This is a genomic window from Buttiauxella agrestis, from assembly GCF_900446255.1.
GTDB lineage: Bacteria > Pseudomonadota > Gammaproteobacteria > Enterobacterales > Enterobacteriaceae > Buttiauxella > Buttiauxella agrestis.
The window spans coordinates 4,764,523-4,777,264 of sequence record NZ_UIGI01000001.1 but is presented as its reverse complement, the minus strand read 5'-3'; the positions used below and the strand labels follow the sequence as shown (position 1 = coordinate 4,777,264).

Sequence of the window (12,742 nt, the reverse complement as noted above, 5' to 3'; positions counted from 1 at the left end):
AATCGATTTCGGGCGTATCACCCATTCCGTCGTGTCGTTTCAGTTCTGCGTTTTTCCTATGACCAGGCAGCGATAAGACATGTGGTGGTGGCCATTAAACAGGCATGGATGATCCTGCCATACCATTCACGATACATGTTCGAGATTTACCCCGAGTTTAAGAACCCACCATTATGAATCTTACCGAATTAAAGAATACGCCGGTTTCTGAGCTGATTACTCTCGGCGAAAATATGGGGCTGGAAAACCAAGCCCGTATGCGCAAGCAGGACATTATTTTCTCCATCCTGAAGCAACACGCGAAGAGTGGCGAAGATATCTTTGGTGACGGTGTGCTGGAGATATTGCAGGACGGATTTGGTTTCCTCCGCTCTGCAGACAGCTCCTACCTCGCCGGTCCTGATGACATCTACGTTTCTCCCAGCCAAATCCGCCGTTTCAACCTCCGCACAGGGGATACCATCTCCGGTAAGATTCGTCCGCCGAAAGAAGGTGAACGTTACTTTGCGCTGCTGAAAGTTAATGAAGTTAACTACGACAAACCAGAAAACGCGCGTAGTAAAATCCTGTTTGAAAACTTAACCCCGCTGCATGCAAATTCTCGTTTACGCATGGAACGTGGTAATGGTTCTACCGAAGACTTAACCGCTCGTGTACTGGATCTGGCATCGCCAATCGGTCGCGGCCAGCGTGGCCTGATTGTGGCTCCGCCTAAAGCCGGTAAAACCATGCTGTTGCAAAACATTGCAACCAGCATTGCTTATAACCACCCAGACTGCGTGCTGATGGTTCTGCTGATTGACGAACGTCCGGAAGAAGTGACTGAGATGCAGCGTCTGGTGAAAGGCGAAGTTATCGCGTCCACCTTTGACGAACCCGCATCTCGCCACGTTCAGGTTGCTGAAATGGTCATCGAGAAGGCGAAGCGTCTGGTTGAGCATAAGAAAGACGTCATCATTCTTCTCGACTCCATTACTCGTCTGGCTCGTGCTTACAACACCGTTGTACCTGCATCAGGCAAAGTACTGACCGGTGGTGTGGATGCTAACGCCCTGCATCGTCCTAAGCGTTTCTTCGGTGCGGCACGTAACGTGGAAGAGGGTGGTAGTTTGACTATCATCGCAACGGCTCTGGTTGATACCGGTTCTAAAATGGATGAAGTTATCTACGAAGAATTTAAAGGTACCGGCAACATGGAATTGCATCTGGCGCGTAAAATCGCTGAGAAACGCGTATTCCCTGCTATCGACTATAATCGTTCAGGTACACGTAAAGAAGAGCTGCTGACTACCCAGGAAGAACTGCAGAAAATGTGGATCTTACGCAAAATCATCCATCCAATGGGTGAGATTGATGCAATGGAATTCCTCATCAACAAATTGGCGATGACGAAAACCAACGAAGACTTCTTCGATATGATGAAGCGCTCGTAAGCAACAAAAACTCGGGGAACGCCACGCTTAGACGTGGCGTTTTTCTTTAGTGGTATATACGATATAGAATTAACGATCGCAGTTAAGCACCCACTGTGGCAACGGATGCCATATTGTTATTAGTATCAACACTCGGACAGTGTTGCTTAAATAATAAGCAGGATGTTCAGGGATTAGATGTATATAACCATTGGACGGGGCACACTTTGAATGAGATTGCCTTGACCTTTTATTTTGCAGAGAGCTTGCACTGTGAATTTAATCACCGCTGGAACTGACCTGATAAGTATTTTTTTATTTACTACCGTATTTCTTTTTTTTGCGCGCAAGGCAGCAAAAAGAATCGGTCTGGTCGATAAACCTAACTTCCGCAAACGCCACCAGGGGCTCATTCCTTTGGTCGGAGGCATATCTGTTTATGCCGGTATCTGCTTTACCTTCCTGATTGCTAATTATTACATCCCGCATGCGTGGCTTTATTTAACCTGTGCAGGGGTACTGGTGCTTGTCGGTGCTCTGGATGACCGCTTTGATATCAGCGTAAAAATTAGAGCGTCTGTTCAGGCATTAATCGGCCTTGTGATGATGTTTGTCGGTAAATTATACCTGGTAAGTCTTGGGTATATTTTCGGCTCGTGGGAAATGGTGCTCGGCCCATTCGGTTATTTTTTAACCTTGTTCGCAGTCTGGGCTGCAATAAATGCTTTCAACATGGTTGATGGTATTGACGGCCTGTTAGGTGGCCTTTCTTGCGTCTCCTTTGCGGCAATGGGAATCATCCTTTATTTCGACGGGCAATTGAGTCTGGCGATGTGGTGCTTCGCAATGATAGCTGCCATCTTGCCTTATATTCTTTTAAACCTCGGGGTACTGGGTCGTCGCTATAAAGTATTTATGGGTGATGCAGGCAGTACACTTATTGGCTTTACCGTTATCTGGATCTTGCTGGAAACCACGCAAGGGCAAACGCATCCTATTAGCCCGGTAACAGCGCTGTGGATTATCGCTATTCCACTCATGGATATGATTGCCATTATGTATCGCCGGTTACGTAAGGGGATGAGTCCATTCTCTCCAGACCGCCAGCATATTCACCATTTAATCATGCGCGCGGGCTTTACTTCCCGTCAGGCCTTTGTGCTCATCACCGCTGCCGCAGCGTTACTCGCGGGCATTGGCGTAGCAGCAGAATACATACATTCCATACCTGAATGGGTAATGTTGGCATTATTCTTGCTAGCATTTGTCCTATATGATTATTGCATCAAACGAGCCTGGAAAGTGGCGCGTTTCATAAGACGTCATAAACGTCGGCAACGCAGAAACAGCAGCAACATTTCTTAATTCTGAAAGTAATTGGGGAAGTGATGAAACAAAACGTGCCAGGAAATAACCCGGGGATGGTAGACAACGAGTTGGACATTCGTGGTTTATTCCGGACACTGTGGCAAGGGAAGTTGTGGATTATGGGTATCGCAGTCTTGTTTGCTGCCATTGCGTTAATCTACACCTTCTTTGCCAGGCAAGAATGGAGCGCTAACGCGATAACCGATCGCCCGACAGTCAATATGTTGGGTGGATATTATTCGCAGCAGCAGTTCCTGCGTAATCTCGACCTCAGAGCCAACATGCTGCCGGTTGATCAACCTTCGGTGATGGATGAAGCGTACAAAGAATTCATCATGCAGCTGTCTGCCTACGATACACGCCGTGATTTTTGGTTACAGACTGACTATTACAAGCAGCGTCAGGTTGGCAACAGTAAAGTTGATGCCGCACTATTAGATGAACTTGTTGATAATATTCAATTTACAGCCGGTGACATCGCTCGTAATACCAGCGACAGTGTGAAATTAATCGCTGAGACTGCGGCTGATGCCAATAACTTGCTGCGTCAGTATGTGGCTTTTGCCAGCCAGCGTGCGGCGAGCCATCTGAACGAAGAGTTGACGGGTGCCTGGTCTGCTCGCACTGTACAGATGAAGGCGCAAGTTAAACGCCAGGAAGAAGTCGCTAAGTCTATTTACGACCGCAAAGTTCATAGCGTTGAGCAAGCGCTGAAGATTGCGCAGCAGCAAAATATTGCTAAAAGTGAAACCGAAGTTCCTGCCGACGAGTTACCCGATTCCGAAATGTTCATGTTAGGACGTCCTATGTTGCAAGCACGCCTTGAAAGCTTGCAGGCAGTAGGGCCAAACTATGACATCGACTATGACCAGAATCGTGCCATGTTGTCGACGCTGAACGTGGGGCCAACGCTCGACGCTCGCTTCCAAACCTACCGCTATTTACGTACCCCTGAAGAACCTGTGAAGCGCGATAGCCCGCGCCGGGCATTCTTGCTGATTATGTGGGGTATGGTTGGGGCCCTGATTGGCGCTGGTGTGGCATTAGCCCGCCGTCCAAAATTGTTATAACGCCCTTACCCGGTGAAGGCTCGATGGACGGCCTTCACCTTTTTTAACCAAAGAGAATTGCTGTGAAAGTGTTAACTGTTTTTGGCACGCGTCCGGAGGCTATTAAAATGGCTCCTCTGGTTGAAGCGTTGGCAAAAGACGCGTTTTTTGACGCAAAAGTCTGCGTGACAGCACAGCATCGCGAGATGTTGGATCAAGTGCTGAATCTATTTTCTATCGAGCCGGATTATGATTTGAACATCATGAAGCCGGGGCAAGGGCTGACAGAAATTACCTGCCGCATTCTCGAGGGATTAAAGCCGATACTTGAGTCATTTAAACCCGATGTAGTGCTGGTTCATGGCGATACGACAACCACAGTTGCCACTAGTCTGGCCGCTTTTTATCAGCGTATTCCTGTCGGGCATGTTGAAGCGGGTTTGCGTACTGGGGATCTCTATTCTCCGTGGCCTGAAGAGGCGAACAGAACGATTACCGGGCATCTGGCGATGTACCATTTTGCGCCGACTGAGAATTCCCGACAGAACCTGCTACGTGAAAATATCAGTGACAGTAAAATCTTCGTGACTGGTAATACTGTCATTGATGCGCTGATTTCTGTTCGTGACCGTGTCTATGCCGATAACAACTTGCGCCTTTCCCTGGCGGAGTGCCATCCGTTCCTGGACAGCAGCAAAAAACTGATTCTGGTTACCGGCCACCGCCGCGAAAGCTTTGGCGATGGTTTTGAGCGAATTTGTCACGCGTTAGCTGAAATTGCCAAAGAAAACAGTGATGTTCAGATTGTTTATCCAGTGCATCTGAATCCGAATGTCAGCGAGCCTGTGACTCGTATTCTTGGCGATGTCAAAAATGTGGTGCTGATCGACCCACAGGAATATTTACCGTTTGTCTATTTGATGAACCAGGCTTACCTGATCCTCACTGATTCAGGCGGCATCCAGGAAGAAGCACCGTCACTGGGTAAACCCGTGCTGGTTATGCGTGATACCACTGAGCGTCCTGAAGCTGTTGATGCAGGTACTGTTCGTTTGGTCGGGACGGATACTCAAGAAATTGTCCGCCAGGTTACACGTTTGCTGAAAGACGAAAATGAATATCAAATCATGAGCCGGGCACATAACCCTTACGGAAATGGCAAAGCTTGTGAACAAATTTTGGCTGCATTGAAGAATAATCAGGTGACACAACAATGAGTTTTGCAACCATCTCTGTTATTGGTCTTGGCTATATCGGATTACCGACTGCGGCTGCTTTTGCTTCAAAACAGCAAAACGTCGTCGGTATTGATATCAACCAGCATGCGGTAGACACCATAAATCGTGGTGCTATTCATATTGTTGAGCCGGATCTGGATAAGGTGGTTAAAACGGCGGTGGAAGGCGGTTTTTTACGTGCCAGTACCCAACCCGTTGCAGCAGATGCTTATTTGATTGCGGTGCCGACTCCTTTCAAAGGCGACCACGAGCCAGATATGGTTTTTGTCAAAGCTGCGGCTGAGTCTATCGCCCCAGTTTTAAAGAAAGGTGCACTGGTCATTCTCGAGTCCACTTCTCCCGTTGGTTCAACCGAACAAATGGCGCAGTGGTTAGCCGAATTGCGTCCTGACCTGACTTTCCCGCACCAGGCAGGTGAAGCGGCAGATATCAACGTCGCTTACTGCCCTGAGCGCGTGCTGCCAGGCCAGGTGATGGTCGAGCTTATCAAGAACGACCGTGTGATTGGCGGTATGACGCCAGTCTGTTCTGCTCGTGCGAGCGAACTGTACAAAATCTTCCTGGAGGGCGAGTGCGTGGTGACGAACTCCCGTACTGCGGAAATGTGCAAGCTCACCGAGAACAGTTTTCGTGACGTGAATATTGCCTTTGCCAACGAGCTTTCACTGATTTGCGCCGATCAAGGGATCAACGTCTGGGAATTGATTCGCCTGGCGAATCGACATCCGCGCGTCAATATTTTGCAGCCTGGCCCTGGGGTCGGTGGGCACTGTATTGCGGTAGATCCGTGGTTTATCGTGGCGCAGAACCCGGAACAGGCACAACTGATTCGTACCGCGCGTGAAGTTAACGATGGTAAACCGCACTGGGTCATCAACCAGGTGAAAGCGGCCGTTGCTGATTGCCTTGCAGAAACAGGCAAACGGGCCAGTGAAATTACGATTGCCTGCTTCGGTCTGGCCTTTAAACCCAATATTGACGACCTGCGTGAAAGCCCAGCCATGGAAATTGCTGAGATGCTCAGCGCCTGGCATAGCGGTAAAACACTGGCTGTTGAGCCAAACATCCACCAGTTGCCGAAAAAACTGGTCGGGCACTGTGAACTCACCTCGACAGATGAAGCCCTCGCGCAAGCGGATGTATTGGTGATGTTGGTTGATCACCAGGCATTCAAAGCCATCCCGGGTGAGCAAGTTCAGCAACGCTGGGTTGTTGATACCAAAGGAGTCTGGCGCTAAACCACGCCAGGCACTGAAAAAGCCCATGACGCTTTTATCTCTTCCTGTTCACGCAAGAATTGAATCTCTTGATTGGGAGAATCAATTCTTTGCGGTGAACAGCGCAATTCTGCGTTTTGCAGACGATACCCCGCTGCTGACTTCACATCATCTCGACGCTTATTCCCGTGTGCAGGCGAAAATCGCTACCCATCAAACCGCTCTGTTGGATGGTTTACAGCAACTCGGTTTTAAACTGGTTGAAGGGGAAGTCGATTTTGCACTAACCGTTGGCACGCAAAATGCTGCACTTGCATTGCCGCGTGCGACCCACGCGGATATCGCTATTTTGCGGGAAATGGCTGCCCAAATATTCATACAAAGCCGTTTTCGCGCACCCTGGTATCAGCCTGCTGATAGTGGTCGATTTTACGCCCAGTGGATTGAGAACGCCGTGCTTGGCACCTTCGACCATGAATGCCTCGTGCTAAAAAATGGCGAAGCGGTACAGGGTTTTGTGAGCATGCGCCAACTCAGCGAAACTGAAGCGCGTATCGGATTACTCGCTGGACGCGGAGTGGGCGGACAGTTAATGGATGCTGCCCGTTCATGGTGTCAGCAACGCGGTTTACATACGCTGCGAGTGGCTACGCAAACCAGCAATACTGCTGCTCTGCGACGTTATATTCAAAGCGGTGCCAATATTGAAAGCACCGCCTTCTGGTTATACAGGTGAAAAAATGATCCCATTTAATGCTCCTCCAGTAGTAGGTACCGAAATCGAATACATGCAGGCTGCGATGGGTAGCGGCAAGCTCTGTGGCGATGGCGGTTTCACTCGTCGTTGCCAGCAGTGGATGGAGCATCGTTTTGGCAGCAAAAAAGTGCTGCTGACGCCATCCTGCACCGCCTCGCTGGAAATGGCGGCACTCCTGTTGAATATCCAGGCCGGCGATGAAGTGATCATGCCGAGCTATACCTTTGTTTCCACGGCTAATGCGTTTGTATTGCGCGGGGCCAAAATTGTGTTTGTCGATGTTCGTCCGGACACCATGAACATCGATGAGAAGTTGATTGAAGCGGCTATCACCGAGAAAACGCGTGCGATTGTTCCGGTTCATTATGCGGGGGTTGCCTGCGAAATGGACACCATTATGGCGATTGCGACTAAGCATAAACTCTTTGTGGTGGAAGATGCCGCACAGGGTGTGATGTCGACCTATAAAGGCCGCGCTTTAGGAACAATTGGCCACATTGGCTGTTTCAGCTTCCATGAAACCAAAAACTACACCGCAGGCGGTGAAGGTGGGGCGACGCTGATAAACGACGCATCGCTTATCGAGCGTGCGGAAATTATTCGCGAGAAAGGCACCAACCGCAGCCAGTTCTTCCGTGGGCAGGTGGACAAATACACCTGGCGCGATATTGGTTCAAGCTACCTGATGGCAGATCTGCAAGCCGCGTATCTTTGGGCGCAACTGGAAGCCGCTGAAAAGATTAACCAACAGCGTCTGAAACTGTGGCATGCCTATAACGACGCGCTGGCACCTCTGGCTAAAGCCGGGCGCATTGAACTGCCATCGATTCCAAAAGACTGTGTGCAGAACGCGCACATGTTTTATATCAAGCTGCGGGATATCGAAGACCGCAGCGCGCTGATTGCCTATCTCAAAGAGGCAGAAATTATGGCGGTGTTCCATTACATCCCATTACATGATTGCCCGGCTGGCGAGAAGTTTGGTTACTTCCACGGCGAAGACCGTTTCACGTCTAAAGAAAGCGAGCGCCTGCTGCGCTTGCCACTGTTCTATAACCTGTCTCCAGCGAACCAGCGTACTGTTATCAATACGTTGTTAAGCTTCTTCTCCTGATATGTCACTCGCGAAAGCTTCAGTGTGGACCGCAGGGTCCACGCTGGTAAAAATTGCTGCTGGTTTGCTGGTGGTGAAACTGCTGGCAGTGGCATACGGCCCAAGTGGTGTTGGACAGGCTGGAAACTTCCGCCAGATGGTCACCGTTTTAGGTGTGCTTGCCGGGGCCGGGATCTTCAATGGCGTGACTAAATATGTCGCGCAGTATCACGACCAACCCGAGCAGCTACGCAAAGTCATCGGGACGTCATCAGCCATGGTGTTGGGCTTCTCGACGCTTTTAGCCATTATTTTTGTGGTGGCCGCAAAGCCGATTAGCCTTGGATTATTCGGGCATGAAAACTACCAGGGATTAGTGCGTCTGGTTGCGCTCGTGCAAATGGGTATTGCCTGGGCGAACTTGTCGCTGGCTATCATGAAGGGCTTTCGTGATGCGGCGGGCAATGCGCTGGCACTGATTGGCGGCAGCCTGATTGGCGTATTGGCATATTACCTTTGCTACCGCCTGGGTGGTTATCAGGGGGCGCTGTTGGGACTGGCGTTGGTGCCTGCGCTGGTACTGATTCCTGCTGGCATTATGCTGGTTCGCCGCGAACACGTACCGCTCGGTTATCTCAAACCGCAGTGGGATAAAGTCTACGCCAGCAGTCTTGGCAAGTTCACCATCATGGCGCTGATTACCTCGGTAACGTTGCCGGTGGCGTATGTGATGATGCGAAATCTGCTTGCCGCGCATTACAGCTGGGATGATGTCGGAATCTGGCAAGGTGTGAGCAGTATTTCAGATGCGTATCTGCAATTTATCACCGCTTCGTTTAGCGTGTATTTGCTGCCAACGCTTTCCCGCCTGACCAGCAAACATGACATCAGCCGCGAGATTCTTCGCTCACTGAAATTTGTGCTGCCCGCCGTAGCTCTGGCGAGTTTCACCGTCTGGCTATTACGTGACTTCGCCATCTGGCTGCTTTTTTCGCATAAGTTTATTGCGATGCGCGATCTTTTCGCCTGGCAACTGGTGGGTGACGTACTGAAAGTGGGCTCCTACGTATTTGGTTATCTGGTGATAGCGAAAGCCTCGCTTCGCTTCTATATTTTGACTGAAATCAGCCAGTTTGCTTTATTGACCGGTTTTTCGCATTGGCTTATACCTGCGCATGGCGCCCTCGGCGCGGCGCAGGCTTATATGGCAACGTATATCATTTACTTCACGCTCTGTTGCAGCGTTTTTCTTATTTATCGTAGACGAGCATGACGACACTGATTCACGTTTTGGGATCGGATATCCCGCATCATAATCAAACGGTACTGCGTTTCTTTCATGACGCACTGGCTACCGAGAATCCGCACGCCCGCCAGTTTATGGTGGTGTCACAGGACGACTCGCTGCTGTCGGCTTTTCCGACGCTTGCAGTCATGCTTTATCCAACCAAAAAAGCGCTGGCACAGGCCGTCATTGAAAAGGCCCGTGATAATCGGCAACAACGCTTTTTCTTCCATGGTCAATTTAATAGTGCGTTGTGGATTTCCCTGCTGACGGGCGGTTTGAAACCTGCTCAGATGAACTGGCACATTTGGGGCGCCGATCTGTATGAAGCCTCCAATAGCCTCAAGTTTCGGCTGTTTTACCTGCTGCGTCGCATCGCGCAGGGCCGAGTGGGACGCGTGTTTGCAACTCGCGGCGACCTGAATTATTTTCACGAACGCTACCCGCGCGTGCCGGGTGAACTGATTTATTTCCCGACGCGTATGGACCCAGCGCTCAACACGCTTGCCAACAGTGAACCTAAAACAGGCAAAATGACGGTGCTGGTCGGCAATTCAGGCGACCTGAGCAACCAGCATATTGCGGCGCTCAAAGCTGTTCACGATCAGTTTGGCGATACGGTTCGCGTGGTCGTGCCAATGGGTTATCCGGCCAACAATAATACTTATATCAATGAAGTGCAGCAGGCTGGTCGAGCGTTATTCAGCGAAGAAAACCTGCAAATTTTGACCGAAAAAATGGAATTTAATGATTATCTGGCGATGTTGCGTCAGTGTGACCTCGGCTATTTCATTTTCGATCGCCAGCAAGGAATCGGTACCCTTTGTCTGCTGATTCAGGCGGGAATACCCTGCGTATTGAGCCGCAAAAACCCTTTCTGGCAGGATATGACGGAGCAGCACATTCCGGTGTTATTCGCCGGCGACCCGCTTGATGAGCCTATTGTGCGCGAAGCGCAGCGTCAGCTACGCTTACTGGATAAACAGCAAATTGCCTTCTTTAACCCTAATTATATTGATGGGTGGACTCGGGCACTGGACATTGCATCAGGAGAAACCGCATGAGTTTGCTGCAATTTGGCGGTTTGTTTGTGGTCTGGTTTGCCTCGGTAATGTTCATTGGCGTTTTAACGTACCAGGAATTCCGCCGGGTACGTTTCAATTTCAATGTCTTCTTCTCATTATTGTATTTGCTGACGTTTTTCTTCGGCTTTCCGTTTACCTGCACATTAGTCTTCCGCTTTGGGGTGTCCGTCGTTCCAGCAGACGTTCTGTTGCAAGCGCAGCTAGCCGCCGCATGTTTTTACGGCATCTATTATGTTGCCTACAAAACACGGTTGCGGGAGAAACGCAGCAACGCGGTGCGGCGGCCGGTGTTTACGATGAATCGCGTTGAAACGCATTTGACGTGGGTGATGCTGGCCGTAGTGGCATTGGTGAGCGTCGGCATCTTCTTTATGCATAACGGTTTTTTGCTGTTTAAACTGCATTCGTACAGCCAGATATTCTCCAGCGAAGTCTCGGGCGTTGCGTTAAAACGCTTCTTCTACTTCTTTATTCCCGCGATGTTGGTGGTCTATTTCCTCAAACAGGATGGCCGTTCCTGGATGTTTTTCCTGGTCAGCACCGTCGCGTTTGGTTTGTTGACTTACATGATTGTCGGCGGGACTCGCGCCAATATTATCATTGCGTTCGCCATCTTCTTGTTCATCGGTATTATTCGCGGCTGGATTTCGTTGTGGATGCTGGCGGCTGCGGGGATATTCGGCATTGTCGGCATGTTCTGGTTGGCGCTAAAGCGCTACGGCATGGACGTGAGCGGCGACGAAGCGTTTTATACCTTCTTGTATCTGACGCGCGATACTTTCTCGCCGTGGGAAAATCTAGGGTTACTGCTGCAAAATTACGACAAAATTGAGTTCCAGGGCCTGGCACCGATTGTGCGTGATTTCTATGTCTTTATCCCCACCTGGCTATGGCCGAGTCGCCCAGGTATCGTCCTGAATAGCGCGAACTACTTTACCTGGGAAATCCTCAACAACCATTCAGGGCTGGCGATTTCACCGACGTTAATTGGATCGCTGGTGGTTATGGGCGGCGTGTGGTTTATCCCGCTGGGTGCCGTTGTGGTGGGTCTGATTATCAAATGGTTTGATTGGTTGTATGAACTGGGCAACCGTGAAACCAACAAGTATAAAGCCGCCATTTTGCATAGCTTCTGTTTCGGGGCCATCTTTAACATGATTGTGCTGGCGCGAGAGGGGCTGGATTCCTTTGTTTCACGCGTGGTGTTTTTCATTGTGATTTTTGGCGCCTGCCTGTTGCTGGCAAAACTCCTTTACTGGTTATTTGATAGTGCGGGATTGGTACATCAACGGCTACGTCGTTCGCCACGCGTGATGTCTGACTCCCAAAATGCATCACAAGGAATATCATGAACGAGCTAACTACCGCACCGTCTTATGCGATTCGCGGTCTGGAGCTTTTGGGCTGGCGCGATATGCAACATGCTTTGGATTATCTCTACGCAGGCGGCTCGCTGCGTAGCGGGACGCTGGTGGCGATTAACGCTGAGAAAATCCTTGCTGCTGAACGCGAGCAAGAAGTGCGAACGTTAATCGAAAATGCGGAATACAAATACGCAGATGGCATCAGCGTTGTGCGCTCGATTCGTAAAAAGTTTCCGGGGGCCGTGGTGTCGCGTGTACCAGGAGCCGATCTCTGGGAAGCATTGATGCAGCGTGCCGGGCGGGAAGGCACACCTGTGTTTCTGATTGGCGGCAAACCGGAAATACTGGCGCAAACTGAAGCAAAGCTGCGTGGGCAGTGGCAGGTCAATATTGTCGGTAGCCAGGATGGCTACTTTAAACCCGAACAACAAGCCGCTTTATTCGAGCGTATTCGCGACAGTGGTGCGGCGATAATCACGGTCGCGATGGGATCGCCACGCCAGGAAATCTTCATGCGCGATTGCCGCAAGGTTTATCCAGATGCTTTGTATATGGGCGTGGGTGGCACCTACGATGTTTTCACCGGCCATGTGAAGCGTGCGCCAAAGGTCTGGCAAAACTTGGGTCTGGAGTGGTTATATCGCTTATTGTCGCAACCGAGCCGCATTACGCGTCAAATAAAGCTGCTGCGTTATCTGGGCTGGCATTACACAGGACGGCTGTAAGCGGCAGTGTTTGTAGAGATAAAGCGAGTTTAGCGGGTATTTTTGGCTGTATAATCATCAGAATGTGCAAAGCGTAACCAAATGCGCATTTTATTGAAATAAGCACTAGACAGGTGGGCATGAAGGCCGTAATATCCGACCCCGCAACG

The 12,742-nt window shown here is 50.1% G+C and carries 11 protein-coding genes; all 11 read left to right on the top strand.

Going from position 1 to position 12,742, the window contains the following annotated elements:
- Positions 1-173: 173 nt before the first annotated feature.
- The 11 genes from rho (at position 174) to wecG (ending at position 12,593) form a co-directional block, all read left to right on the top strand.
- Positions 174-1,433: a transcription termination factor Rho gene (gene rho / locus DY231_RS22600; RefSeq protein ID WP_034492237.1), complete on the top strand. Its 1,260-nt coding sequence runs from the start codon at positions 174-176 to the stop codon at positions 1,431-1,433.
- A gap of 252 nt (positions 1,434-1,685) precedes the next feature.
- Complete coding sequence (wecA, locus tag DY231_RS22595) at positions 1,686-2,777, top strand: UDP-N-acetylglucosamine--undecaprenyl-phosphate N-acetylglucosaminephosphotransferase (protein ID WP_115631615.1); 1,092 nt, start codon at positions 1,686-1,688, stop codon at positions 2,775-2,777.
- A 23-nt stretch (positions 2,778-2,800) separates the two neighbouring features.
- A complete protein-coding gene (gene wzzE, locus DY231_RS22590) occupies positions 2,801-3,850 on the top strand; it encodes an ECA polysaccharide chain length modulation protein (RefSeq protein WP_034492231.1) in 1,050 nt (349 codons plus the stop codon).
- 62 nt (positions 3,851-3,912) lie between these two features.
- Positions 3,913-5,046, top strand: coding sequence for a non-hydrolyzing UDP-N-acetylglucosamine 2-epimerase (gene wecB, locus DY231_RS22585; RefSeq protein ID WP_115631614.1), 1,134 nt, complete (start codon positions 3,913-3,915; stop codon positions 5,044-5,046).
- Positions 5,043-6,305 carry a UDP-N-acetyl-D-mannosamine dehydrogenase gene (gene wecC / locus DY231_RS22580; RefSeq protein WP_115631613.1) on the top strand — a complete coding sequence of 421 codons (1,263 nt, stop codon included), beginning with the start codon at positions 5,043-5,045 and terminating at the stop codon, positions 6,303-6,305. The genes wecB and wecC overlap by 4 nt, the downstream gene beginning before the upstream one ends.
- A gap of 25 nt (positions 6,306-6,330) precedes the next feature.
- Positions 6,331-7,020: a dTDP-4-amino-4,6-dideoxy-D-galactose acyltransferase gene (gene rffC, locus DY231_RS22575; protein WP_115631612.1), complete on the top strand. Its 690-nt coding sequence runs from the start codon at positions 6,331-6,333 to the stop codon at positions 7,018-7,020.
- 4 nt (positions 7,021-7,024) lie between these two features.
- The gene (gene rffA / locus DY231_RS22570) at positions 7,025-8,155 is read left to right on the top strand and encodes a dTDP-4-amino-4,6-dideoxygalactose transaminase (protein WP_115631611.1); all 1,131 of its coding nucleotides are present in this window, start codon (positions 7,025-7,027) and stop codon (positions 8,153-8,155) included.
- 1 nt (position 8,156) lies between these two features.
- Entirely contained in the window at positions 8,157-9,407 is a 1,251-nt protein-coding gene (wzxE, locus tag DY231_RS22565) for a lipid III flippase WzxE (protein ID WP_115631610.1), read from the top strand.
- Positions 9,404-10,483: a TDP-N-acetylfucosamine:lipid II N-acetylfucosaminyltransferase gene (locus tag DY231_RS22560; protein WP_115631609.1), complete on the top strand. Its 1,080-nt coding sequence runs from the start codon at positions 9,404-9,406 to the stop codon at positions 10,481-10,483. Before wzxE ends, DY231_RS22560 begins: the two co-directional genes overlap by 4 nt.
- Positions 10,480-11,856, top strand: a complete 1,377-nt coding sequence (gene wzyE, locus DY231_RS22555; RefSeq protein ID WP_115631608.1) for an ECA oligosaccharide polymerase — start codon at positions 10,480-10,482, stop codon at positions 11,854-11,856. The genes DY231_RS22560 and wzyE overlap by 4 nt, the downstream gene beginning before the upstream one ends.
- Positions 11,853-12,593, top strand: a complete 741-nt coding sequence (gene wecG / locus DY231_RS22550; RefSeq protein WP_115631607.1) for a lipopolysaccharide N-acetylmannosaminouronosyltransferase — start codon at positions 11,853-11,855, stop codon at positions 12,591-12,593. The genes wzyE and wecG overlap by 4 nt, the downstream gene beginning before the upstream one ends.
- The last annotated feature ends 149 nt before the right edge of the window (positions 12,594-12,742 follow it).